This is a genomic window from Rhodococcus sp. EPR-147 (genome assembly GCF_001647185.1).
In the GTDB taxonomy this organism is placed as follows: domain Bacteria; phylum Actinomycetota; class Actinomycetes; order Mycobacteriales; family Mycobacteriaceae; genus Rhodococcoides.
Genome location: NZ_LVCU01000473.1, coordinates 1 through 23,786, shown reverse-complemented (window position 1 = coordinate 23,786; position 23,786 = coordinate 1). Strand labels below are relative to the sequence as shown.

Below are 23,786 nucleotides of genomic sequence, written 5' to 3'. Positions count from 1 at the left end.
TCTCGGTGATTGCACCCTGGCTGTCGAACATTGTTGGCCTGCGGGTGATGACCACTGTAGGTCTGCTCACCATCGCGGCGGGACTGGTGATGGTGAGCAGATTGACCGTCGCGGCAACTTACCCTGACCTGCTGTGGCCCTTGCTCATCATGAGTGCGGGTTTGGGGTTGTGTACCGCCCCTGCGACTTTCGCCATCGTCTCGGACACTCCTGAGGCCAAGCACGGGGTGGCTGCCGCGGTCAACGACGCAGCTCGCGAAATCGGTGCCGCGATTGGGATTGCGGTAGCCGGTAGCGTGCTCGCGGCCGGTTACGTTCAGCACATTCAGCCGGCTCTGCCCCAGCTACCCGAGCCTGCCCGTGGTCCGGTGGCCGATTCTCTGGCCGCCGCGTTGCAGGTCGCCGACCGCGCAGGACCAGCTGGTCAGCCGCTGGCCGAGTTCGCCAGAGCCGCATTCGTACACGGAAGTGGTCAGGCGACGCTGTCGTTGGCGGCGCTGACCGCCGCTGGGGCACTCGTCCTCGCCGTCTTTGCGCCAGGTAGACGCAGCCGTACGACAGCCACCGCGGGTGACGGACGTCGGTGAAGGTCGGCCAGGGTGTCTATTCTTCGGTGTGATTCGTGTCTGTGGCCCGGAGTTGGGCTCGGGCTTGGGACTGCATGAAGTGTTCGACCTCGACCACCACGAACAGGGCAGTAGCGGTGGCTACCGAGCGGCCCTGCGCATCGTCCATCGTGGCCGTGAGATCCAGTTTGCGCCCATCACGAGACCGAACGGCAGCACGCAATACGTATGGAGTGCCGAGCAGAACCGGCGCTAGGTAGTCGAGCTCGAGACGCCGCGTCACGGCGAGCTCACCCACTGTGTAGAGCAGGAAGCCGAACAGATCGTCGAGAACGGTCGCCACCGCGCCGCCGTGTGCTATCCCGGGTGCCCCGACATGACGTTGATCGAACACATGGTGAGCCACCACGCCGTTCTCGTCACGCTGGACCGACAGGGCATGGCCGTGCGGGTTCTGCGGCCCACAACCAAGACAGTCGGGGTGGTGGGGCGGTAGATCAGGCGAATCGAAACTCGTGCTCCAGAACGAGCGCGCCCAGTTCTCGATAGCGGGGCCGGCCGACCCGCTGACCTCGTCTGGAATTCTTTTCATGGTCGGACCTCTCTGTCGTGAAAACATTGTGCCGAGTCTGTCGCGTCTTCGTGCGCTCGGCCTGCACCGCTGTTAGTTTCGAAAGATAAACTGCACTATGTCAGAAGTGAACCGCACTAAAGGATCGACCAAGCCGACATAGCTTTAAAGAGAGAAGTGATCTGCCGCGAGGATTTCGGACCTGGAGATGACTATTCTGAGGCCGCGTTTGCGGACTGCCCGTAACTGAGTTCTTGTCTAGGGAACATTCCAGCCACCACGAAGGGCATCTCGCGAATGCAACTATCTCACACCCGACCTGCCTCGGCCGAATGCTGCGACGACCCCAATCTCTGCCGCTCCGCGGCGGCAGGCGAGGCCCGCGCGCCTCGCATCAAGATGACCGCGCTCTGAGGTCGATTTGTTGCGCCCAACGCTTGAAGGAGCGCGTCCAGCGCGATGTCCTCGTTATCGAATATCAAGATTGCATGGAGGTCGTCGCGGAGTGCGCAGCGGGCGCAGAAACGGGATCGGTAGCGTTCGCCTTTCGTGGTTGCAGGCGTTCGCAGCGCAGGTCGAGCGCGATGCCGGGCGCACTCTTGGCGTTGATCGCGGAGTTGAACCGTCAGATCGGCGACCTCGAAGCCGATCTGACCCGCCATTTTGAAACACACCCGGACGCTGACACACAACGCCGCCATCTACCTCTCCCTGCCAGGAATCGGTGTCATCCTCGCCGCCCGGGGCTCGGTGACACCCCTGACAGTTGCGTCGGGCAAGAAGCGGGCCGTACTGGCTCGACATATCCGCAACCGGCGGCTCTACGATGCCATCGACCGGTGGGCGTTCTGCGCCCTCAGCCAGAGTCCGGCCGCTCGCGCGTTCTACGAACAACACCGTGCTACCGGAGACCTCCACCACCAAGCGCTCCGCGCACTCGCCAACAGACTTGTCGGGCTCCTGCACGGGTGCGTACGCCACTGCACCGAATACGACGAACACACCGCTTGGGCACACCGCACCGCGCAACAACCCGACGCAGCTTGACAAGTTACAATTATTGGATATCTAGGGTGATTCAGTCCATTTTGTGGCGGGACGCGAAACCGGGATGGCTGAATGGCAGACTGCGTGAGAAGGCCACGCCTACGGTTGCGGCCGCGCCGTCGATGATTCCCCACGTCGTCTCTGATAGGTGTGCGGCGAAGAACGTATCATCCACCCCTTGCTCACGACCGTTGTCGATCCACCACTGAGTCGCAGATAGACCAGAACCCAGAATGGACGCCACGGCCAAGGGAATGACCGAAGTATCTGCGTGAACACGCTGAAGACTTTCAGTGAACCGATCGGCGACGACCTCCATCACCGACCTCAGTTCGTCAGCAACTCCGCCATTTCCCGATCCGGAGTACTGAAACAAGTGATTCGCCATAAGGAATCTGACGACAGTGGGATACTGCCCGACGAGCGCGACGTAGCTCTGGACGGACGAGCGAACCATGTCGTCAACCGAAAGATAATCTTGGTCGGCGAGAATAGTGACTTTCGCCGAATCCCACATCAACGCACCGAGTTTCGCCGCCACCGCCGCGTTCAAGCCCGCTTTGTCGCCAAAGTAGCGATACAGCTTTGGTTTAGATACACGGGCCTCCGCAGCGATGTCGTCCATGCTGACGCCTGCACCATACCGTTCGATGATCCGTATGGTCGCGTCGACCAGCTGCGCGCGTACCTCGACTCTATGCTCATCCCAGCGGGTGCTACGGGCATCGGCCACTCGACGCTGCACCTGAGATGGAGTAAATGAAACGCGGCGGACGAATGACATTATGGGGTTAACAATACCCTGAAGGGTCCTCTCAAGCGAGTCGGGCTGGAGAGCCGTTCGCTGAAACCTCTCGGTTCGCTCGCAGCGGTTCGGCACCCTCCCTCAAGCAGCCGATCGTCCGCCGGATCGCACCGTGTCGATCACATACACCGGCGGCACGACCGGAAAGCCGAAGGGAGCCATCGGAGGCTTCGGCAATGTTCACGATGACGCAGATTCAACTCTCCGGAGTGAGAATGGCCGGGTTCCCCAAATTCTCGATGTGCACCCCGCTGTCGCATGCTGGGGCCGCGTTCTTCGTGCCGACCCTGACGAAAGGCGGCCCGATGATGGTGCTGCCGAAGTTTTATCCGCCGAGGTGCTGCGCACCATCGACGCAAAAAAGATCACCGTGGCGATGCCATCGATGCTGTACGCCTCGATGGACCCCTCCCAACTCGGACACGCGCGGCCTGTCGACGATCGTGGCCGTCTCACGAGCTCATGTGTGTCCGGTCGACGGTTCAAAAGCCATCGCCTACCGTGGCTGCGTCCAATCGGGCCGCTGCTTCGTTGAAATAGTTTGGTGCCTCCATGTTGATCATGTGACCGATCTGTGGCAACGCCACGAACTCATGCAACCGGCGGCGCTGCTGCAGTCGGTCGGCGAGATCAATGGAATGAACCGCGGGTGTCAACTTGTCGGCCGAGCCCACGATCACGGTCGTCGGAACCGTAAGTGAGTCGATTCCTTTGCTCACATCGATGGTGGCCAGGACCCTGCCCCACATTCCCCGAACCGCAGGGGGGCACCGCAGTACTATGTCGGAACACTCAGCCACAACGTCTGCTGGCGCGTGTGGACCCATCGTCCCGTATTTCACCAACCGTCGGTTGAAGCGAGTGTCAAGCATCTCCGGTCCCGCGGTGGCGAGCCCGGCTGCGAATGCCCGCTCCAGTGAGGCGCGGAATCGACGTGGCGACCCAATTAGCGTCGATTTACTCACCAACTGCGAGGGGCCGGTACTCGCCAAGACGGCACCACGGGATAAGACGGGCACCGACTCCGGGTGCTCGGCAGCCCAACCCATGATGGACATCCCGCCCATACTATGACCGGTCACCAATGCCTTACGATTAGACGTGACGACAGCGCGCAAGACAGCCTCGAGATCGTCGCCGAGCACCGACGAAGAGAAGGGCGCGCGACCCCGGTCGCTCCAGCCATGCCCTCGTTGGTCATACACCACCACACGGTGTGTGGTGGCGAAGTGCTCGATCTGAGGTCTCCAGAACCGACCTTGGCAAGCCCACCCGTGGCTGAACACCAACAGCGGCGCATCATCACCGAGCCCGTACTCCTCGACAAACAGCCTCGTGCCGTCACTGGAGAGAACCTCCCGCGACCGCCGCGACAATAGGCCAGCTTTCGAGGAGTCAGAGGTCATCGAAACTCACCGTCACAGCGTCGGTGAGCGGAAGTGCCTGGCACGCGAGTCGCTCGCCGTCTTCAATGTCGTCGTCTACGAGGATGTTGTTCTGCACCATCTCGACATCGCCATCGATGAGCTTGCACACACACGCGCTGCATGCGCCCTCTCGGCACGAGTACGGTGCATTGTGCCCTCGCGAGAGCAGCACATCGAGCAGAGGCGTGTTACGTGGCCACTCCGTGGTGATGCACTCTCCGTTCAGGTAAACCGTGGCCGTAGCTACACCCTCGTCGTCACTGAGTCGACGCAGTGTTGCGGTGTCGAACGGGTCACCCGTCAGCGACTGGAATACCTCTCGATGTACATCCGAATGATCCACTCCGCATGCGGCGGCAGAGCTTTCCACAAGATCCATGAAAGGGGAAGGCCCGCAGGTGAAAATTGCCGATCCCTTGTGTTCACGAATAATCTTTTCTACAGCCTCTGATGTGGGAATCCCGTTCTCCGACTCAAGCCAGTCAACCAAAGTGAACCGCTCGGCGAATTCAGATCTAATCTGCTCAAGCCGGCACTTGTACATGATCGAATCGGAGTCACGGTTTGCGTAGAACAGGACAACTTCCCCACTGCCCGACACCAGAGCCGACTGCACCAGCGACAGAACCGGAGTGATGCCGCTTCCGCCAGCGAAGAAGAGCAAGTCGACGTCGAGGCTCTTAGCGGTAAACTTTCCCGATGGCGTGAGGACGGTCACCTCCATGCCGATGGAAACGTTGTCACACAACCAGTTCGACGCATACCCCCCAGCGGTGCGCTTCACCCCGATCTCGAGGCGGAAGTCATCGACATGAGGCGAACTGCTCAGCGAGTAGCATCGTGCGACGTGGCCCGTCTGGTCGGACGGGATCTTCAACGTAATGAACTGCCCGGGTAGATGCTTGAAATCGTCGACGATCTCGTCAGGCACTTCGAAGGCGATGCTCACGGAGTCCTTGGTCTCCTGCACGACCTCCGACACGGTCAGCGTTCGCGATCGCGCGGTGGTGCCCGGCCGATTCTCCTGTTCGAGGGTCATTTGATGATCCCCCGCTTACGAGCCAAGGCGTAGCCCGCGCGTGTGACAGGCGCAGAGATGTCCTGGTAGCGCGGACCGACAACGCGTGCGACAAAGTCGAAGCCACGTGCGTCTGCGCCGATCAGCACTCGGGGCTTCTTCTTGTCCATTCCCTTGAGGATGGCGCACGCAGCTTTCTCCGGAGTGGTCCTGGCGATGTTGTTGAACATCGAGGCAATGGTGGCGGTATCTGCCCCCATATCGGATACACCACGAGCGTTGTTGACGATATTAGTCTTGACGCCGCCGGGGTGAACGCATGTCACCGTGACCGGATGCCGACTGATTTTCATCTCTTGCCGAAGCGCTTCGGTGAAGCCACGCACACCGAACTTCGCGGCGTTGTAAGCGCTTTGACTGGGGATCCCGACCAGACCGAAGACGCTGGAGGTGTTTACCAGATGACCATCACCAGAGGCGATCAGATAAGGCAGGAACGCCTTGGTCCCGTTGACGACACCACCGAAGTTGATGCCCATCAGCCAGTCGAAATCCTCCCAGGACATGTCGACAACGTCGGCGCCGAGGGCGACGCCGGCATTGTTGAACACCATGTTGACGCGCCCGAAAGACGACTGCACGCTCTCTGCGTAAACCTGGAACGCAGCACGATCTGCCACGTCCAACACCGCGGTCTCCACGGTCGCACGATGCGCGGTACGGCACATGTCCGCCGTCTCCTCGAGATGCACTTCGTCGACGTCGGACAAGGCAAGGCTGGCCCCGCGTTCGGCCAGTTGGAGGGCAAGGGACCGACCGATCCCTGAGGCGGCTCCCGTGACGACTGCGACCTGGGTCGCGTAATTGCCTGCTGTCGAACTACTCACTGTCGGATACTCACTTCTCGATGACCTACGGTTGGATTGTCAGGCGATCTCGTACTCGGCGGGCTCGAAGTCTTTCGTCGCTCGCCAGTACTGCCAGGTGAACCCGGGCCACACCGTACGGTTGACACCTTGCGAGTCCAGATACCAACTCGTACATCCGCCGTTGGTCCACACGCCCTTGGCGAGCTTGTGTTGGATGCTCTTGTTGAAGTGTTCTTGAACCTCGGCCCGCACATCAACACGCTCCGCACCTCGACTGTCGACGGCGTCGATGGCCTTCATGATGTACTTGATCTGCTGCTCGATCATGAACACGACAGAGTTGTGCCCAAGACCCGTGTTAGGTCCGAGCAGGAAGAACAGGTTCGGGAAGCCCTCGGTGGTGATGCCGAGGTGGGTATTGATGCCCGTCCGGTGCCAGTGCGACGGCAAGTCCTCGCCCCGAGCGCCCTTGAGCGCGAGTTGATCGAACCCGTCCGTGACATGGAACCCTGTGGCGTAAATGATCACATCCACAGGGTGTGACACGCCGTCAGGGGTGACGATCGAATCGGCAGTGATCTTTTCGATCCGATCGCTGATCACTGTCGTGTTGGGGGCGGCGAGCGCAGGGTAGTAGTCGTTCGATCCCAGGATGCGCTTGCATCCGATGCGGTAGGACGGCATCAGCTTCCGGCGTAGCTCGGGGTCGGTGATAGAACGCTCGATGTTCCATTTCGCCACCTTTTCGATTGGTCGCATAAGGTTGGAGTGGCCGTTGAGCCCGAAGGCCAGGCTCTCTGCGCCCCAGTAGACCGGCCACCGAGCGAGGCGGCGAGTAATGGGGATCTTGCTGAGCAGCGTCCGAAGTACCGGCGGCACCGCGAAGTTCTTGCGTGGAAGTACCCAAGCCGGGGTTCGCTGGAAGACCGTGAGTGTGCCGGCGTCCTTCTGCACGAACGGCACGAACTGAATCGCGCTGGCACCGGTGCCAATGACGGCCACCCGCTTGCCCTGGAGATCCACCGTGTGGTCCCACTGTGCCGAATGGAACGCCTGACCGGCGAACTCGTCGATTCCGGGGATATTCGGAAAATTCGGGATGTGCAGAGCGCCGACACCGGACACGATGTACTGCGCGACGTACTCCCGGCCCGACTCGGTACGCAGGTGCCACTGAGATTCGGACTCGCTCCAGTATCCGGAGACCAACTTCTGCCCGAAGTGGATCTTCTGAGTGACACCACGCTTGTTGGAGATATCTTTCAGGTACTGCTCGATTTCGGGCTGCGAGGACCACACCTTCGACCAGCTACCGCGACTCTCGAACGAGTAGGAGTACATCAGTGACGGTACGTCGCACGCGCATCCCGGATAGGTGTTGTCGCGCCACGTCCCACCGACGGAGTCGGCCTTTTCTAGAACGATGAAATCACTGTACCCGCGTCGGCGGAGCTGGACGGCCATACCGAGGCCAGAGAAGCCGCTGCCGATGATGAGAACTTTGGTAGTGATGGGCTCGGTTATTCCCGGGTCTGTCGCCGTGGCGGCGGACTTGGCGTTGGAGGACGGCATTGTGAAAATCTCCTGATCGAATGCAGAAAACGGACCCGCACGGCGCGCCGTGACGCGTGGCAGGTGTGGGAATGTCATCCGCCCAAGCCCACGAACCGAGGAATCCGGTCGTGGGGTCGAGGAATGGGCTGTGGGACGCGCGGACCGGGCCGGGCGTGTTAGCGCAGATCGTCGGGCAGGCTGCGCGTTGCGCGCCACATCGCCATCGTGAACTTCCCCTCCATCATTCCGGCCTCGTGGAAGAATCGGATCATCGGCTCGGACATGAACTGCAAGTTGACGCGATAGTTCGGGCTCGTCTGCTGCGCCCACAGGCCGCGCAGACGGCTGATTCCGACATCGGGATATACCTTCGGATTGATGAGCAACGGGTATGCAAAGTTCGCAATGGCCGCCAACGTGCCTCTATGCCAGGCGCGCGAGATGCGTCCGCGACGCTGCATCCCTTCCACCATTTCCAGCCGCGCGAACGTGATGTGACGGGCCTCTTCGAGAACGTGGATCTTCATGAGCTGGCGCAGCTGCGGCTGCATTTTCGGGTCATTCATCGCCTCGCGCTGAGCGCGGTCGAGGATCTCCTCGATGAGCAGAGTCGCGCCGGACACGGACGGGCCGAGAGGCACAAAGTGCAAGATCTTCGCGATGCTCAAGAACCCCTTCGGCAACTTGTACGGTGCCAGGCCCGTCTTGTTGATCAGTCGGGCGAACATCGTCGAGTGACGTGCCTCGTCGCCGATCTCGTTAAGGGCGTAGAGGGACCTTTGATCTGTCAGGGCGCCTTTGGCGGATGTTCGGAGCAGCGCCGAGCTGAGCAGATTCTCCGCGTAGATACCGAAGCTGAGGATGCTGACGATTTCGTGGCGCCCGAGTTCCGCCTTTTGCTCGTCGCTCATTCTCTCCCACAGCTTGGTGCCGTAGAGCGAGACCCGATGCTCTGGCAGGTAGTACTTTCCTTCCTCCCAGGGTGAGTCCCAATCGATGTCGATCTCCGCGTCATAGAATTTTTCGGCCGCCGCCCGCAGCAGTCGGCCGGCAGATCTCTGCATGTCGACGGGCTTGCGGGCGCTGACACGCGCAGCGCCTTCCGTTGAGACGTCGGGCTTGGTCTCCACATTTTGAACGGTCATGTGACACCTCCGTTGCGTTCCGGGCCGAGCTGAGTCTCGACTTCATACCCGTACTCCGGGTACCAGATACTGATAGTGTCTGCGCCAATGCGTTCTTTTGTCAATGTTTGATGTGAAGAAAGTGAGCCTTGCGTGTCTGACGACCACGATCTCGACTACTCCGGCGAGGGCACCTTGGTGTGCCGTGGCAAGGAGATTGCTGTCGGGGTGAAGATCAAAGGCTATTTCCAGCCCCTCAACGGCTTATACACCTGGTACGGAAGGATCGACAAGAATGATGCGCTCCACGCCGCCCTCTCGGGAAGGCGCACGGTTGCCGTCTTTGCGACACCAGAGGGACGCGCCGAGTGCGTCGTGGGCGACCCTGATTTCTGGGACCGCTATCGCATCTCGGGCACGAGCAGACCGCCGTACCACATCCCCACCACGCTCGAGGAAGTTGAGTCGATAGCAGAGAGTGAACATCAGGGTTGACCGACCCGCTTTGCGCCCTGGGGCGTTCCCCAGCATCCAGTCCGATAGCGCCCAGGCGGGTGAAGCAACGCCACCAGACGGCGCGCCGTGTCAGTGAACCGTCCCGGGTTTCTTGCCGCTCCTACGCTTGCAACATCTCCGGGCGGAGAGCCGATTCTTGACTGTGGTAGGCCTTCTCGAATTCGTCTGGTGTGAGGTAGTCGAGGGTGCTGTGGGAGGCGGCGTTGGTTGAACCAGTCGACCCATCCCATCGTGGCGAACTCGACATCGTCGATGGTCTTTAGCGGGCCGTTCAGGAACGGGCCTCTCTTCGATACTCCCTCGGTCTTGAACAACCCAATTGTGCTCTCGGCCAACGCATTGTCTTACACATCCCCGACGCTGCCGATCGGTGCCGCAATCCCCTCGAGCGCAAGCGTTTCCGCGAACGCGATCGACGTGTACTGACCAGGTTCAACCGGTCGACGCAACACCTCAAGGGATGGAGGGTGTTTCGATGGGACGACCACCAGAATGGGCGGCGACGTTGACTGGGCGGGCGGTGATGAAATCTCCGGGTCGTCCGCCGGTACGCCGAGATCTCGAACGCGAGTTCTGGGCGCAGATCGCGTTGGGGTTGACCAGTGAAGACGCGGCACCGCTTGCGGCGTGTCGGGGCCGGTGGGTTCACGGTGGTTCCGTCACGCTGGAGGTATGCCGCCGATTGACTTGGCCCCGCCCACGGGGAGGTATCTGACCTTCACGAACGTGAGGAGATTGCCCTGCTTCGCGCGAACGGTATGAGCATGCGAGATATCGCAGACCAGATCGGGGCGATCACCGTCGACGATCTCGCGAGAACTCCGCCGCAACGCTGCCACCCGCGGCGGCAAGGTCGAGTACCGCACATCAGTGGCGCAATGGAAGCCGATCTTGCGGCAAGGCGACCCAAGGTAGCCAAACTCGTTGAACACGAACCTCTTCGAGAGTACGTACAGGAAGTGCTCTCGGGCGTGATCCGCGACGAAAACGGTGAGGTTGTCGGCCCGTTCGCATCGTGGAAGGGACGCAACAAGGCACGGAGAGCGGACCGACGATGGGCCAGCGCATGAGCCCGGCACAGGTCGCCAACCGCCTGCCGATCGACTTCCCGGACGACGAGTCGATGCGCATTTCCCACGAAGCGATCTACCAATCCCTCTGCATCGAAGGACGTGGAGCGCAGGATAGAGAGTTGGTGGCGTGCCTGCGCACCGGACGAGCATTGCGCGAGCCGAGGGCGCGAGCGAAGAAGCTCCGCACCGGATTCATCACCGATGACGTCACCATCGGCTCGCGGCCAGACGAAGTCGCTGATCGCAAAACGCCAGGGCATTGGGAAGGAGGTCTGATCATCGGGCTGGGCAGGTCCACAGTGGGTACGCTTGTCGAACGCACCAGCAGATTCACCACGTTGCTGCATCTGCCACGTAAGGATGGGTACGGGGATGCGCCCCCGGTGAAGAACGGGCCGGCGTTGTCCGGTTACGGATCGGAGTCGGTGACGTGTAAAGGTTCAACACATCTTTGACGGAACGTCATCGGCACATATCTGACGCTTCACCAGCTTTGGTGATCGTTGGGTGTGCCTTCCCCTCAGCCCCTCGAATCCGATGCCAACATCGCCGAACGACTCACTGTCCAGGTCCGCTTTCCGAGCAATTACCGAGGTCAACGACGGCTCACCGGTCAGCGACGTCGCCGAGCGATTCGGCGTCTCCAGACAGACCGTCACAGCGTGGCGCAAGCGATACGAAAACTCGGGTATCGACGGACTTGTCGACTCGTCGAGACGACCACATGCGAGCCCGAACCGTATCCAGCCCGACATCGAAGCCCTCATCTGCGAGATGCGACGACATCACCGGCGGTGGGGCGCACGCCGCATCTGCTTCGAGCTAAGCAAAGAAATCGGAGACCGAACCCCATCTCGCGCGACCGTCCACCGAACGCTCGTCCGCAACGGCTTGGTCAATCATCAAGAGCAACAACATAAACGAGTCTACAAACGTTGGCAGCGCGAAGCGCCGATGCACCTATGGCAGCTCGACCTCGTCGGCGGAATGTTCCTCGTCGGCGGACGCGAGTGCAAAATGCTGACCGGAATCGACGACCACTCACGATTCATCGTGACCGCAACCGTCCTCGAGCACCCCTCCGGGAACGCAGTATGTGAAGCATTCATCGCTGCCATCCACAAGTGGGGTTCGCCGTTCGAGGTACTCACCGACAACGGGAAGCAATTCACCGGTAAACACACTCGGCCGCTGCCGGCCGAAGTGCTGTTCGAGCGAACATGCCGAGAATTCGGGATCACCGCACGACTGACCCGACGCCATTCACCCACCACAACTGGCAAGATCGAACGATTCCACAGAACCCTTCGTCGTGAATTCCTCGATGAGGCAGGCGCATTCGCCGACATCGCTGCTGCCCAAGCCGCCCTCGACGAATGGGTGCACGCCTACAACACCCTGCGGCCCCACCAGAGTCTGGACATGGCAACACCCGCGAGTTTGTTCCGTGCGCGAGCCCACCACGAGCATCACGACGGAACAACCGACAACGGCCAGTCCGATTCGTCATCAACTCTCACCGCTGCAAGCTCCAGCCTGACAACGGTGGGCCGTGAAAGAAGCAGCAGTGCAATCGAGCTCGACACCCAGGTACCACCGAGCGGCGTGACCAATGTCGCTGGAGCGCAACAATTGTGGATCGGAAGCAACCACGCCGGACGGACCGTCACCCTGTGGATCGACCTGGTCAGCATTCATGTCATCCTCGACGACACCGTGATCAAGACAGTGCGCTCGCGACTGACCCACACCGACCTCGAACGCCTCGCCATGCGCGGCACACGCCAGGGCCGACCATCTCCGGCAACAGCGGCAGTAGACACCGCAGTCCTGCCCACCAAACCGAGACCGATCGAGGTCGACCGAACCGCAGGACGAGACGGAACCGTCATCCTCGCCGGTCACCGACTTCACCTCGGAGCCGACAGAGCGGGAACACGAGTGACGCTGCGAATCGCCTCAGGGCTGATCCACGCCAGTGTCGACAACGTCCTGCTCGCGACACTGCCGAACCCGCTCGATGCCAGCCAGCTCGCGGGTCTGACCGGCGCACGGGAAGCTACGGGAACGTTGCCCGCGCCGCCGCCGGCCGGACCGCAGACCGTACAGCGACGCGTCCCGAAAGACGGCCGGGTCATGGTGACCGGTCAGCTGCTCAAGGTCGGCCGTACCCATGCCGGAACCATCGTGACTGTCGTGGTCGAAGACAACTACTTTCGGGTCCTCGACGGAACCACCGAGCTCGGCGTCTACGCGCGAACCTCAACCAAAGCCATTCGGAACTTCAACGCCCACCGCCCCAGAAGCGGGTAACGATGTGTCGATGACAATCGGTCAAAGATGTCCTGGGCCCATACATGTCAGTCGGTCTGCGATGCACTCCAGGCTGCGATGACACCGCTGCCGGAGCACCTGCGCAGATCGGTGACCTGGGACCGCGGCGGAGCTTGCACGTCATGCGGAGTTGACCGCAGAAACCGGGATCCGTGTGTACTTCTGCGACCCGTACAGCCCCTGGCAGCAGGGAACGAACGAAAACACCAATGGATTGTTGCGACAATACTTTCCGAAGGGAACCGATCTCGCTCGATACCGTCGAAGTGACGTTCAGGCCGTGACGGATGCACTCAACAACCGCCCGCGCAAAACACTTGGGTGGCGAACCCCAGCGGAAGTGCTTGCAGAGCAGATGAACTCGGCTTCACGGCACTGTGTTGCGACGACAGGTTAAATCCGCCCTGACTGCCGGCATCGCTGTGATGGATGAGCCCTGAGCCGACGCGGTGTCCACCGTGATCTCGTCGCCGCAACGCCGTCTTCAGCGCCGTGGTGACCATCGCTGTGTCTTCGACCGTCGGCACGGCGAGGAGGCCTGCAAAATCCCGACATTCCCGATTCTGTCGGTGTTCGACCACTCGCAAACTGTGATCCGTCCCGGCATTTCCGGAGGGCTCACTGCGTGAGTGCCTCCTCCGGATTGAGGGTGCGCGTGCGATCGTAGTGGAGTTGCTCGGCGTGGTCGGGCGTGAGGTCGTGGCAGTAGCTGTGGGGGCGTTCGCGGTTGTAGAACGCGACCCACTGTGCGGTGGCCAACGACAATTCCGCGGCACCGGGGAAGCGAGGGCCGTTGTCGACGAGCTCATTCTTGTAGTCGGCGTTCACCGATTCGGCAAGGGCATTGTCGTAACTGTCGCCGACCGTTCCGATCGACGCCGCGATGCCCTCCTGCGCCAAACGCTGCCCGAATGCGATCGCCGTGTACTGGGATCCAGCGCCACTGTGGTGGATCAGATTACTCAAAGCAGTTACACCAGAACGTTTTCGGGAATCAATCGCGTTAGTGATGGCGGTATCGACGAGGCTGGTGGTCATCTCCGATGCGACCTTCCACCCGACGATCTTCCGGGCGAACACATCGACGACGAACGCCGTGAACGCCCACCCCGACATCGTGCGGCATTAGGTGAAATCGGCGACCCACAGCCGGTTCGGTGCCACCGCGGTGAACCGGCGCTTCACCAGATCCTCGGCCCGCGGGTGGGTCGGATCGGCGACGGTGGTGCGGACCCGCTTTCTTTTTGAGCGCACCGTGCCACCTCATTTCCCGCATCAGTCGTTCGACGGTACATCGAGCTACCTCGATACCGCTGCTGCGCAACATAATCCAGGTCTTCCGCGAACCGAGAACCCGTGCGAGCGGTTGCCGCGTCCGGAGCATGTGAATGGCATCGATGACATGTGCATCGGACAGTATTCGGGCACACGGCACCCGAGTGACATGGTCGTAGTACGTGGACGGGGCGATGTGCATACCGTGCTCGGAGAGCACCGTGCACATCGAGTCGACACCCCAGACAAGACCATCGGCACCCACCCGGTTTCCCTGGTGAGTGCCGATGAAGTCCACAATTATCGGTGTGGCCGGTCGATTTCGGCCGCGAAAAAAGCTGACGCCGCCTTGAGTATCCCGTTGGCCCGTTTGAGTTCGGCGTTCTCCTGACGCAACTTCCTGATGACCTCGGCGTCGGCACGTAACTCGACAGTGCTGCCCGGGCCGTCGACGGGTACCTTCCGAACCCACTGACGAACGGTCTCAGCGGCGCCCACACCGAGCAAATCCGCGGTCTTGCGCATCGCCGCCCACTCGGTATCGCCCTGCGCCACCAACCGAGCCACCATGTCGACGGCATCCTTCTTCAACTCCGCCGAGTACCGCTTCGATCCTGCTGCCATGAGGTTTCATCTTTCCCTGAGACGAACCCTCCGGAAACACCGGGACGGATCACTGACCCGATCGAGGGGGCACCCGCCACCCGAAGAGATCACCCAACTCCTCACCGGCGTCGACCCCGCCGACATCTGCGACCGCGTCGAAGAATGAGTACCGTCCTGCATCTTGCTCTTCGTGGAACTCCTTCTGCGGAGCAGCCGTCTCATTCAGCTGGGCCATAGTCCTGAATCTGCCAGCCCTGGGCGGTTTTCGTCACGACCACCTTCAACAATGTCGGCAGTTCACTCGGTTGTGGATTCTGCACGTTCTGCGTCTTCTGGCTCGCGAAGACCATCACCGTGTATTCTCCGTCGGCGTCACCGGTTTCACCGGTGACGCTGGTGGCCAGAACGCGTCCCGACGCCTGCACCTGGGCCTGCTGGATAATCTGGGTCAGCGTCGGCCGAACCTCGTCGTACCGCTTGACTAGAGCCTCACCCGCGTCCTCTTTGACTGCCGCGAAAAAGGCGTCGGTGTTCTGGTAGCTGTAGGTCAGGGATCTGGTCGTGTAATCCGAGGCGGCCTTCGCCGCGGCGGCCCGTTGCGCGGCGTCGTTTTCCAATACCGACTTCGCTTCGTCGGCCTCGAGGTAGAGGTAGGCGAACACGCCGGCCAGCACAGCGAGCACCACGATCACGGCCGAAACCACCACGGCACGTGATCGCGGCGATGCTGACCAGCGGTGCCCACCTGGCGAGGGGGGGTCGACGTCGCTGTCTCCAGCCCCAGCCGTGGCTACGGCGGACGCGGCTGGGGCGTTTTCGTCCATCAGTAGATCGCCATCCGGCGTCGCTGCGGCCGCGCTGTCCTCGACTTCAGTGGGCTCGGGGTGCGGTTTCGTTCGGTCGTCATTTGTCATGTGGGACCTTCTGTGTAATAACGGTGACAGTCGCTTGCGGACGGGGCGTCACCGTAGTGGCGGCGACACGGTGACGGGGACCTCGGCGCGACCTGGTCGCGACGCCGGGAAAGTCCGGCCGAGGAGGTCGCCGATCGACCCGAAGTCGACGTATGTGTCGGCAACTTTCTCGGTCGCCGGTTTCACCGCCCGGGTGATCGTCAGCAGATCCGGCTGCAGGATCTGAATATAGCCGTTGAGCTTTTCCACAAGCTTCAACACGGGAGGCCACTTGTCGTACGAGGTGGTTGTGAACCTGATGAACGCCCGTTGAATCCGCGCCAGCCCGTTCACGGCGTCAGGGGTGCGTACAGATGCCGTACTGAGGACGTCCCCGGCATCGGCCAAGAGGCCGAGCAGGAACTCGGCGTTGTCTGCGGTCACCCGGACGGACCCATCTTTGCCGACGAAATCGACTACACGGTGCATCATGTCGCCGATCGTGTCGAGGTCGTCCTGCCGTCCGGCGACGGCCTCGGCGACGGTCTTGTTGATGGACTCGATCGATTCCGGGTCGAGCCCATCTGCCACTGCAGCCAACTTTGGCAACACCTGGGGAACCGATTGCGACACGTGCACCGCGTCCGCGGGCACCACGTCTCCGTTATCGAAGTACCCACCGGTTGCCGTGCCCGCGGGCACGAAGTTGATGTACTGTTCCCCCGCGAGCGACAGATTCTGGATAGACATCTCGCTGTCCTGGGGGATCTTGTGGTCGGAATCAATCGTCATCTCGACCTTAATTGCCGAATCCGCGACGTTGATCGAGGACACCTTTCCGACGGGTACCCCCCGCACCATCACCGGCGATGTGTCCAGCAGACCGCCTGAGCTGTCGATGATGGCGGTTAAGGAGTACTCGGAGCGGGTGGGGTTGATGTGTGCCACGCCGACGACGAGGTAGCCGAGCCCTACGACGAACACGACGGCGAGAGCCAGTATCGATATGAGCGTGCTGCTGCGGTTCACGGCATCATTCCGATTGATCTCAACACGGTTATGAAGGATTCGGCGTCACGCCGCGCTAGGTCCCGACCATCGATGGAGATGTCCGAGAGGTTAATGTCGGGCGACCGCACGAATGGAATGAGTTTGTCGCGGATGACGCTCGTTGCCTGCTCCGTGACGGACTTCGAGTAGATGTCGGAGTTGGCGATCGAATCGATCACCGGGGCGATCCCGGCCACTGACTCCTTTATCCGTAAGTACTCCGGATCCACGATCCTGCCCGCGGACACTGCGAAATCACGCAAGTTGGCGATGAGTAACGCGACCTCGATCAGGGAGTAGCCGAGGCCAGAAAAGTTGCGTCCGCCCTTGGTCAGCATCCGGTCGATTCCCGACGGATCGTCCAAGATCACTTTCAGAGTCTGATCCGCCGACCTCAACACTACGTCGAGTTTGTCGGTATTCGAGGAGACCTCCGAGACGGTCTCCAGCGTTGTCTGGTATAGGGCGTCGAATTGCTGCAAGTCCTTGGGGAACGTGGTGTTCAATGTCGAGATCGCGGTGTGGATCTTGTCGAGCTCACCGCCCCCGAGGACATTCGACATCCCGCGCATGACGTCCTCGACATTTGCTGCCGGCTCGGTCCGTGCCAACGGGATCACCGAACCCGACCGCAGCAAGGCACCCGTCGACGGCTCGGCTGGGGGAAGGATGGCAACGTAGATCTCACCAAGGAGAGTGTCCTGACGCAGCTCAGCCCGCGATTCCCCCGGCAGCTGAGTCGTGTTGTCGATGCGAGCTTTCACGACCGCATGCCCGTTCTCGTACGTGACATCTTCGACGAACCCGACGCTGATTCCCCCCGAGAGAACTTTTGCGAGGGCAGGCAAGTTGAGTGCGCTGGTGAACTCCATCTGGATGTCGTAACCGTCCGCGTCGGAGGTCGCTATCGTCGGCGGATTGTCGGCGTTGATCCCACACGATGTCACGAAAACTATCGTTGCCATCAGTGCGACCACCATGGGTCCGAGGCATGCGCGATTGACCGAGATCATCAGGCCCCTCCCCCCATCATCCCTGCGATCGTCCTCGATACATCGCTGGACCCGCAGACTCCGTTTGCCACCGGCGCGGCGCAGCCACCGACCAGGCTTCGCAAAGGCAGCGACACTGCGAACGCCTGCACAATTGACTTGGCATCGGGGTGTTTCACGATGAGGTCTGCCGTGCGGGCTGCGATCGCTACCACCATGTCCGGCTGCTCTCCCATGTCGGCGATGAGCGGAACGGCAGCATCACCGATCGCGAATATCGGGGGACCGAAATCTGTTGCGAACCTCGAGAGGATCGGAACGAACGTCCCCGCGTACTCGACTGCCGAGCCGAAGGTCTGGCCGAACGCGATGATGACCTCGATGGCACCTACGAAGTTGTCGAAGAGGGCGGTCACCTCTTTGTCGTTCTCGGTTGCCACCCCCGTCAGTGCGGCGAGGTTCCCGACGATGCTGCGAATCTGCATATCCCGCTTTGCCGGGTCGTCGATGAGCGTGGCTGAGTCCTTGATGATCCCGGCCACGTCACCCTGCGTTCCTTCTAGATTGCGGGAGACGAGCTCGAGGGACTGCAAGATCGCGTCGGTGTTCCTGCCGTTGTCCTTGACCAGGTCCTCGGACAAGTTGCTGATCGAGTCGAGCGTCTGACTGATTCCCAGCGGGGTTCTCGTCTTACTCAACGGAATGCACTGATCCGTCTCGTATCGGGCTCCATCAGAGTACGGCTTGGTGAACTCGATTTGACGTTCGGTCACGATGGATGTCGACACCAGAGTCGCGCCGACGTCGGCGGGCAGCGGAACGCTCTTGTCGATCCGCATGTCGATCCTTACACCGGACTGATCACTATTCTGGTGCACCCCGACGACGCTGCCTATCTTCTTGCCGAGCATGGCTACTGTGTTGCCTTCGAAGAGGCCCGATGCGTCGGTGAACTCGGCACACAGGGAGCGCGTGTCGTCGGACACCCTCCCCCCTATTTCCACACTAGCGACCACCACAACCACCACGGCGATCAGGAGCAACAGTCTTCGGATCCATGTAGTCAACATTTGTCGTCACCACTCGGAATGCACACACGAACCTCTGGTTCTGTGGTAGTCGACGCACCGACCGGCGCCTGGAGGAGGACGCCGAGGCGCTGAGTGATCTGATCAACCTGGGCCAGGGCATCGGAGTAGCCTGGCAGCTCTGACGACACCTTGTCGAGGAGCGTCTTGTATTGTTGGACAGACGGTTCGATTCCATCGCTGTAAGCCACGAGCGGCCTCGTGAGAAGTTTGAACAGACGACTGAGAAGGTCGAACCCGCCGCGGACGTTATCGATATCAGGTCCCAGCGTACTGGCAAGGAAGCTGAGTTGACGGAGAAAGTCGACCAGCACCTGTTTTTGATCGGCGAAAGCGTTGACGTATTCATCGGATAGAGCGACCGCTTTGTCGAGCTGACCGTACTGTCGCTCTAAGAGTTCCATCAAACTGCTGGTGTTCCTCAGTGCGTCGGGAATGTTTGTGTTGCCGTCGGAGAACGCATTCTGCAGCAGCGACGCAGTCTGACGGAGATCGACGCCCTTTACATCGCGGAACACCGGCGTCGTCGTCTCGAGCGTGTCCGAAATGTCGTAAGTACTCGATGTCTGAACAAGGGGGATCGCCCCCGACAGCGAGGTCGGTCCTGACCCTGGGTCCAGATCGAGAACTCGCCCGCCGATCGGCGTGATCAGGCGAACCGCTGCGGTGGCATCCGAACGGACTGGCACTGAGTCGTCGAGTCGAAATTCGACTGTGATAAACGTTCCCGCGAGGTCCACCGACGACACCGTTCCCTGTCTTATCCCCGCTATACGCACCTGATCACCCGACTCCAGCCCTCCGGTGTTGACCAGTTGAGCCGAGTACACCTTTTGGCCGGGCGGTGCGATATACACGGTCCCGGCGATTACCAGACCGACCACCACGGTCACCACCACCACAGCGGCGACGATGAGGTCGCGTCTGCGTTCGGACTGGTGATGCGGTCGATTTCGACTGAACAACCTCACTTACACACCACCAATCGTTGCCCCATAAGCGCAATCGTGGCTGTATCCGGCAGGGGCAGAAGGCCTTTCGAACATCGTGCCTCACTCGGCGTGGAATTCGTCGAAGCGTTCAGCGAGTCCATAAGGGGCTTGAGCAGTATCGCGCCATTCAGCAGCCCCTCCAACTCCCCGGGTTCTCGCGCCAGACGCTGATAGATCGTCGCGAAACTCTGGTCGTACGTTGAGTCAAGTTGCTCCCCGGCGATGACAGTTTTCTCCATGGACCGGTTGACCTCGCCCAGCGACTCCCGCAACCGGTCACTCACGCGGCTGAAGGCGTCGACGATCGATCCCAGCTGGTCGACGAGTTCGACCAGCTGCGCCGAGCGGCCTTCGAGTTGGTCGGAGACCTGGCCGAGACTCGTCACGATATTCGTGATGATCTCAGACCGCTGGTCCCCGTAGGCGGTGATGTTGGCGACCTGCTCCAGAACAGGCGATATACCCCTCCCATCACCTTGAGCAACGCGCAACAAGTTGGACTGCAGTTCATTGATCTCGTCGGCGTTAAGCGTGTCGAACACCGGCTTGAACCCGTTGAACAAGGTGGACACATCAAATGAGGGAACGGTCTTGTCGAGTGCCACCTGTGTGAGCGCCGCCCCCTGTGTCTTTCCCTGTGCCGCACCGATCAATTCGACATATCGCTGTCCGAGAAGATTCTGATAACGCACGGCGGCGGTGGTGCTCGACGTGATCGCGACGTCGTTGTTCAGTTGGAAATGAACGACCGCGGTGGGCCCTTTCAGGCCGATCGCCGTCACATAACCGACCTTTACTCCCGCCAAACGCACACCGTCGCGAGGCTTGAGCCCAGATGCATCGGAGAAGACCGCAGACCGTTCAGAACTCGCTCCGTCCGAGCTGGGTTCGAGGATGGCGATGATCACGTAGGTGAGAACGCCGATGACTGCGGCGAACGCGACGATCTTGACGATGGTGGGAATTAACGACTTGAGCTTCATCTTCTTGGTCCTCCTGCTGCAAGCGCGCTCTGCAGCGCAGGTGACGTCTGCACTACCAGGGCGACCTGAAGTTGTACTCGCTCGCCGACTTGCGGCGTGGCGTTGTCGATGCTGTCCAGGATCTGCGGGATGGTGTAAATGGTCTGCGCGAGTCCCGATGCCGATCTGGCGACCGGCCTCGCCAGATCGAGGCCGACGTCCAGTACCGAACTCAACGCCGGGTAGTTTTCGCTCAACAGTCCTCCCAGTCCCCCGAACAGAACCGCGCCGGTGCTGTTGAGGTTGCCTGTGGCCTGATTGATGGCCTCGTCGGTGGCGAAGAAGTCAGCGACGTCGACGTTTATGAGGATGCCCGGAACGAACGGCGTCATGAAGTCGGCAACGCCCTGGGACAGGTCTGCCGCGATCGCCAAATCCTGGCCCACTGGCCGCTGTTGAACGTCCCGAGTGAGCTGCGCGATCTGGAACATGAGCTGGCCGGCATCGGCAAACGTTTGGGAATCATCGACGACAAACTTCACCACAGAATTGAACGCCGGCTGATCGAGAGCATCGACCAGCTTCGAGAGTTTTCGAATCAGGGTCGATACCGAAGTGTGTTCGGACTGCAGCTTGCTCACATAGACGCTGCCGCCATCACGGATGAGGACTCCCCGCCCGGGGTCGACAATCTCCAGTGCCGTCGGCCCCAGCGCGCTGGCGGACGTGTAATTCACGGCCATGCCCTGACGCAACCGGATGTCGTCGTTCACTCCGGTGAGCTCGATTTTCACATTTACACTTTGGTCGCGCCCCGACACCGAGGACACCTTGCCCACCGTGAAGCCCCGATACTTCACCTCCGATCCGCCCTTCAACCCGTCACCAACCGCGTCGGTGGTGATCGTCACTGTCGTGTTGTCTTCATATTTTCCGGTCGCGTTGCCCGCCAGAAGATAGCCGGCAACCGTCACTACGACGAGAACCCCGATCCCGCGCAGGGTCAAGTTCGCCAGTGAGGGCGCGCGTCCTGATGGATCTTGAAATACAGCCACTTGAACTCCTAGCCCGAAATCTTGACGCCCGAATCGAAACCCCACATCAACAGGGTTAAGATCATGTCCTCCACGACGATGATGATGAGACTGCTGCGGATCGCTCGACCAGACGCGCGGCCGACGCCTTCTGCTCCGCCGCTGGCGTAGTAACCCTGGTAGCTGTGGATGATGACGACCGACACCACGAAAACGAGGACCTTGATTACTGAGAACGCCAAATCCTGCGGTTTGAGGAACGCATCGAAATAGAAGTCATAGGTGCCACCCGACTGGCCGTGTAAAAGGATGACGACCAGCTTGGCCGCGCCGAAACTGAGTATCAGCGTTACGATGTAGAGGGGGATGATGGTAGTGATCGCCGCGACCACACGCGTGCTGACGATGTACGGAATCGGCCGCACCGCCATCGACTCGAGCGCATCGATCTCTTCGGCGATACGCATCGAACCTATTTCCGCAGTGAGGCGACAGCCGGCCTGGGCTGCGAAACCGATCGCGGCGATCATCGGTGCCAACTCTCGAGTGTTGGCGTATGACGAAATGAATCCCGTAAGAGACCCCATCCCGACCAGGTCTAGCGAGGCGTAGCCCTGGATGCCGATGGACGCCCCGACAGCCATTCCGAGAATCACAAGCACGATCGCGGTACCCCCGCCGACCAGTACAGCGCCTCGTCCCCAGGCAAACTCCTGTATGAATAAAAACGTCTGTCGTCGATAGGTGGTTGCGACGTGCCGAATTCCGGCGACGGTGTCGATGGTGAATGTTGTAATGTGCCCGAGCTGCGCGGGGACCTCAGCGAGGGGTGTCACAGCACGCACGATCGGACGAGTAACAAAACTATAACGGGTGGATGGTACTGCGGTCACGTGTTCTCCGTCATCCGATGGTCTGCGGGACGAACATGATGGTCAGTTGGGTGATGAACACGTTGATGACGAAGCACGCCACTACCCCTAGGACCACGGTGGCGTTGACAGATGTGGCCACACCTTTGGGGCCACCTTTCGTGGACAGGCCCCGATGACACGCGATTGTCACGACCACGAGACCGAACACCACTGACTTGATCAGCGCTACAAGGATGTCCGCCGATGATGCGAACGATGCGAACGATGCGACGTAGCTCCCCGGCGTGATGCCCTGGACGTTGACGCTAAGGATGTAGCCGGCCACGAGACCGGTAAACACGATGAGCATGCATAACATCGGAGCGACGATGAGAACCGCGACGAATCGAGGTGCGACGAGTCGACGTGTCGAATTTAGTCCGAGCGTCTCCATGGCATCGATTTCTTCACGGACGGTGCGTGCGCCAAGGTCAGAGGCGATGGCCGACCCTGCCGCACCACCGAGCAGGAGCGCGGTGACGATCGGTGCCCCCTGCTGAATGATCCCGAGTCCACCGGCGGCTCCGGCGATAGATGTGGCCCCGACCTGCTGGGTTAGACTTCCGACCTGCACCGAGACGATAACGCCGAACGGGATCGCGACCAGGATCGCTGGCAACGTCGTTACGGTGATGACGAACCACGTCTGTGTGACAAACTCCCGAAACGGAAACCGTCCGGTGACAATATCGCGCACGGCCCACCGCAATGCCTGGCCGGCGAGGGCAATCGAATTTCCAAAGGTCACAAGACTGGCTGTCGCTCGACCAGCAATTTCTGTATAGATACCGGTCTCTCCTCTTCTGTCTGCGCAGCTCGTCGCGATAAGGTGTTCGCACAGTATCAGGTACGTGCAGTACCTGGTACATGGTTTCGGGTAATCCCCGTCGGATTAATCACCTGAGAGGTTGGCGTGTCCCCAAGTGAACGGAGCCATCTCGATTTAGAGCCTTGACCCGGATCGAGCCGGGAGCGATCTTCCACGGGTAAGTCCCGTGGGGTGGTGGACATTCGGTGAGGCGGCGTAGCCGCAGCTCGGGCGTGTCGTACCCGTGTTGTGGGTGGGCCATCGCGTA

20 protein-coding genes and 6 pseudogenes are annotated in these 23,786 nt (G+C 60.7%); 7 read left to right on the top strand and 19 right to left on the bottom strand.

The genetic code is table 11. The features are described 5' to 3' along the window. Positions 1–587, top strand: a pseudogene (locus A2J02_RS20280) (MFS transporter); the annotation flags it as partial. Positions 588–603: 16 nt separating this feature from the next. Here A2J02_RS20280 and A2J02_RS20275 read toward each other — a convergent pair. Beyond that, entirely contained in the window at positions 604–1,158 is a 555-nt protein-coding gene (locus A2J02_RS20275) for a PaaI family thioesterase (RefSeq protein WP_027498237.1), read from the bottom strand. Positions 1,159–1,730: 572 nt separating this feature from the next. On the opposite strand from A2J02_RS20275, the pseudogene A2J02_RS20265 reads away from it, so the two are divergent. Next, positions 1,731–2,184 (top strand): annotated as a pseudogene (locus A2J02_RS20265) (IS110 family transposase); the annotation flags it as partial. A 31-nt stretch (positions 2,185–2,215) separates the two neighbouring features. On the opposite strand, the gene A2J02_RS20260 reads toward A2J02_RS20265, so the two are convergent. Further along, entirely contained in the window at positions 2,216–2,968 is a 753-nt protein-coding gene (locus tag A2J02_RS20260; protein ID WP_068052725.1) for a TetR/AcrR family transcriptional regulator, read from the bottom strand. Between the two features lie 106 nt (positions 2,969–3,074). Here A2J02_RS20260 and A2J02_RS28810 point away from each other — a divergent pair. Beyond that, a pseudogene (locus A2J02_RS28810) lies at positions 3,075–3,441 on the top strand (AMP-binding protein); the annotation flags it as partial. Between the two features lie 30 nt (positions 3,442–3,471). On the opposite strand, the gene A2J02_RS20255 reads toward A2J02_RS28810, so the two are convergent. From A2J02_RS20255 to A2J02_RS20235, 5 genes are all read right to left on the bottom strand, one after another. Beyond that, positions 3,472–4,395: an alpha/beta fold hydrolase gene (locus tag A2J02_RS20255; RefSeq protein WP_027498239.1), complete on the bottom strand. Its 924-nt coding sequence runs from the start codon at positions 4,393–4,395 to the stop codon at positions 3,472–3,474. Further along, the gene (locus A2J02_RS20250; RefSeq protein ID WP_027498240.1) at positions 4,385–5,455 is read right to left on the bottom strand and encodes a ferredoxin--NADP reductase; all 1,071 of its coding nucleotides are present in this window, start codon (positions 5,453–5,455) and stop codon (positions 4,385–4,387) included. Before A2J02_RS20250 ends, A2J02_RS20255 begins: the two co-directional genes overlap by 11 nt. Continuing rightward, positions 5,452–6,321 carry an SDR family NAD(P)-dependent oxidoreductase gene (locus tag A2J02_RS20245; RefSeq protein WP_027498241.1) on the bottom strand — a complete coding sequence of 290 codons (870 nt, stop codon included), beginning with the start codon at positions 6,319–6,321 and terminating at the stop codon, positions 5,452–5,454. The genes A2J02_RS20250 and A2J02_RS20245 overlap by 4 nt, the downstream gene beginning before the upstream one ends. Positions 6,322–6,360: 39 nt before the next feature. Further along, on the bottom strand, positions 6,361–7,875 hold the full coding sequence (locus tag A2J02_RS20240) for a flavin-containing monooxygenase (RefSeq protein WP_068052717.1): 1,515 nt from the start codon (positions 7,873–7,875) through the stop codon (positions 6,361–6,363). A 158-nt stretch (positions 7,876–8,033) separates the two neighbouring features. Next, positions 8,034–9,002: an AurF N-oxygenase family protein gene (locus tag A2J02_RS20235; RefSeq protein ID WP_027498243.1), complete on the bottom strand. Its 969-nt coding sequence runs from the start codon at positions 9,000–9,002 to the stop codon at positions 8,034–8,036. A gap of 132 nt (positions 9,003–9,134) precedes the next feature. On the opposite strand from A2J02_RS20235, the gene A2J02_RS20230 reads away from it, so the two are divergent. Continuing rightward, positions 9,135–9,476 (top strand): DUF4873 domain-containing protein, encoded by a 342-nt coding sequence (locus tag A2J02_RS20230; RefSeq protein ID WP_027498244.1) that lies wholly within the window; start codon positions 9,135–9,137, stop codon positions 9,474–9,476. A gap of 215 nt (positions 9,477–9,691) precedes the next feature. On the opposite strand, the pseudogene A2J02_RS29090 reads toward A2J02_RS20230, so the two are convergent. Next, a pseudogene (locus tag A2J02_RS29090) lies at positions 9,692–9,841 on the bottom strand (IS3-like element ISMyma10 family transposase); the annotation flags it as partial. Positions 9,842–10,563: 722 nt separating this feature from the next. Here A2J02_RS29090 and A2J02_RS29085 point away from each other — a divergent pair. The 3 genes and pseudogenes from A2J02_RS29085 to A2J02_RS27880 all read left to right on the top strand — a co-directional run. Then, the gene (locus A2J02_RS29085; RefSeq protein WP_441346991.1) at positions 10,564–11,025 is read left to right on the top strand and encodes an IS30 family transposase; all 462 of its coding nucleotides are present in this window, start codon (positions 10,564–10,566) and stop codon (positions 11,023–11,025) included. 82 nt (positions 11,026–11,107) lie between these two features. Continuing rightward, the gene (locus A2J02_RS20215) at positions 11,108–12,883 is read left to right on the top strand and encodes an IS481 family transposase (protein ID WP_068052714.1); all 1,776 of its coding nucleotides are present in this window, start codon (positions 11,108–11,110) and stop codon (positions 12,881–12,883) included. A 63-nt stretch (positions 12,884–12,946) separates the two neighbouring features. Continuing rightward, positions 12,947–13,301, top strand: a pseudogene (locus tag A2J02_RS27880) (IS30 family transposase); the annotation flags it as partial. A 221-nt stretch (positions 13,302–13,522) separates the two neighbouring features. On the opposite strand, the pseudogene A2J02_RS20210 reads toward A2J02_RS27880, so the two are convergent. The 11 genes and pseudogenes from A2J02_RS20210 to A2J02_RS20160 all read right to left on the bottom strand — a co-directional run bounded on the left by A2J02_RS20210 (position 13,523) and on the right by A2J02_RS20160 (position 23,407). Further along, positions 13,523–14,803: pseudogene (locus tag A2J02_RS20210) on the bottom strand (IS3 family transposase). Positions 14,804–14,852: 49 nt separating this feature from the next. Then, positions 14,853–15,020, bottom strand: coding sequence for a hypothetical protein (locus A2J02_RS27870; protein WP_155288583.1), 168 nt, complete (start codon positions 15,018–15,020; stop codon positions 14,853–14,855). After that, complete coding sequence (locus A2J02_RS20200; protein WP_027498250.1) at positions 15,004–15,699, bottom strand: hypothetical protein; 696 nt, start codon at positions 15,697–15,699, stop codon at positions 15,004–15,006. The genes A2J02_RS27870 and A2J02_RS20200 overlap by 17 nt, the downstream gene beginning before the upstream one ends. 48 nt (positions 15,700–15,747) lie before the next feature. Further along, positions 15,748–16,626 carry an MlaD family protein gene (locus A2J02_RS20195; protein ID WP_231893839.1) on the bottom strand — a complete coding sequence of 293 codons (879 nt, stop codon included), beginning with the start codon at positions 16,624–16,626 and terminating at the stop codon, positions 15,748–15,750. A 77-nt stretch (positions 16,627–16,703) separates the two neighbouring features. Continuing rightward, on the bottom strand, positions 16,704–17,741 hold the full coding sequence (locus tag A2J02_RS20190; RefSeq protein ID WP_032370850.1) for an MlaD family protein: 1,038 nt from the start codon (positions 17,739–17,741) through the stop codon (positions 16,704–16,706). Next, positions 17,741–18,790 (bottom strand): MlaD family protein, encoded by a 1,050-nt coding sequence (locus tag A2J02_RS20185; protein ID WP_027498253.1) that lies wholly within the window; start codon positions 18,788–18,790, stop codon positions 17,741–17,743. The genes A2J02_RS20190 and A2J02_RS20185 overlap by 1 nt, the downstream gene beginning before the upstream one ends. Further along, on the bottom strand, positions 18,784–19,779 hold the full coding sequence (locus A2J02_RS20180) for an MlaD family protein (protein ID WP_027498254.1): 996 nt from the start codon (positions 19,777–19,779) through the stop codon (positions 18,784–18,786). Before A2J02_RS20180 ends, A2J02_RS20185 begins: the two co-directional genes overlap by 7 nt. Then, positions 19,776–20,783 carry an MlaD family protein gene (locus A2J02_RS20175; protein WP_068052711.1) on the bottom strand — a complete coding sequence of 336 codons (1,008 nt, stop codon included), beginning with the start codon at positions 20,781–20,783 and terminating at the stop codon, positions 19,776–19,778. Before A2J02_RS20175 ends, A2J02_RS20180 begins: the two co-directional genes overlap by 4 nt. Then, on the bottom strand, positions 20,780–21,817 hold the full coding sequence (locus A2J02_RS20170) for an MlaD family protein (protein ID WP_068052708.1): 1,038 nt from the start codon (positions 21,815–21,817) through the stop codon (positions 20,780–20,782). Before A2J02_RS20170 ends, A2J02_RS20175 begins: the two co-directional genes overlap by 4 nt. A gap of 8 nt (positions 21,818–21,825) precedes the next feature. Continuing rightward, positions 21,826–22,689: an ABC transporter permease gene (locus A2J02_RS20165; RefSeq protein WP_027498257.1), complete on the bottom strand. Its 864-nt coding sequence runs from the start codon at positions 22,687–22,689 to the stop codon at positions 21,826–21,828. Between the two features lie 10 nt (positions 22,690–22,699). Then, a complete protein-coding gene (locus tag A2J02_RS20160; protein ID WP_228139276.1) occupies positions 22,700–23,407 on the bottom strand; it encodes an MlaE family ABC transporter permease in 708 nt (235 codons plus the stop codon). Positions 23,408–23,786: the final 379 nt, after the last annotated feature.

What these genes read in the sequence shown, in the direction of transcription:
- A2J02_RS20275 (WP_027498237.1), bottom strand. Translation starts at nt 1,158, where the DNA reads ATGAAAAGAATTCCAGACGAGGTCAGCGGGTCGGCCGGCCCCGCTATC.
- A2J02_RS20260 (WP_068052725.1), bottom strand. Translation starts at nt 2,968, where the DNA reads ATGTCATTCGTCCGCCGCGTTTCATTTACTCCATCTCAGGTGCAGCGT.
- A2J02_RS20255 (WP_027498239.1), bottom strand. Translation starts at nt 4,395, where the DNA reads ATGACCTCTGACTCCTCGAAAGCTGGCCTATTGTCGCGGCGGTCGCGG.
- A2J02_RS20250 (WP_027498240.1), bottom strand. Translation starts at nt 5,455, where the DNA reads ATGACCCTCGAACAGGAGAATCGGCCGGGCACCACCGCGCGATCGCGA.
- A2J02_RS20240 (WP_068052717.1), bottom strand. Translation starts at nt 7,875, where the DNA reads ATGCCGTCCTCCAACGCCAAGTCCGCCGCCACGGCGACAGACCCGGGA.
- A2J02_RS20235 (WP_027498243.1), bottom strand. Translation starts at nt 9,002, where the DNA reads ATGACCGTTCAAAATGTGGAGACCAAGCCCGACGTCTCAACGGAAGGC.
- A2J02_RS29085 (WP_441346991.1), top strand. Translation starts at nt 10,564, where the DNA reads ATGAGCCCGGCACAGGTCGCCAACCGCCTGCCGATCGACTTCCCGGAC.
- A2J02_RS20215 (WP_068052714.1), top strand. Translation starts at nt 11,108, where the DNA reads ATGCCAACATCGCCGAACGACTCACTGTCCAGGTCCGCTTTCCGAGCA.
- A2J02_RS27870 (WP_155288583.1), bottom strand. Translation starts at nt 15,020, where the DNA reads ATGGCCCAGCTGAATGAGACGGCTGCTCCGCAGAAGGAGTTCCACGAA.
- A2J02_RS20200 (WP_027498250.1), bottom strand. Translation starts at nt 15,699, where the DNA reads ATGACAAATGACGACCGAACGAAACCGCACCCCGAGCCCACTGAAGTC.
- A2J02_RS20190 (WP_032370850.1), bottom strand. Translation starts at nt 17,741, where the DNA reads ATGATCTCGGTCAATCGCGCATGCCTCGGACCCATGGTGGTCGCACTG.
- A2J02_RS20185 (WP_027498253.1), bottom strand. Translation starts at nt 18,790, where the DNA reads ATGTTGACTACATGGATCCGAAGACTGTTGCTCCTGATCGCCGTGGTG.
- A2J02_RS20175 (WP_068052711.1), bottom strand. Translation starts at nt 20,783, where the DNA reads ATGAAGCTCAAGTCGTTAATTCCCACCATCGTCAAGATCGTCGCGTTC.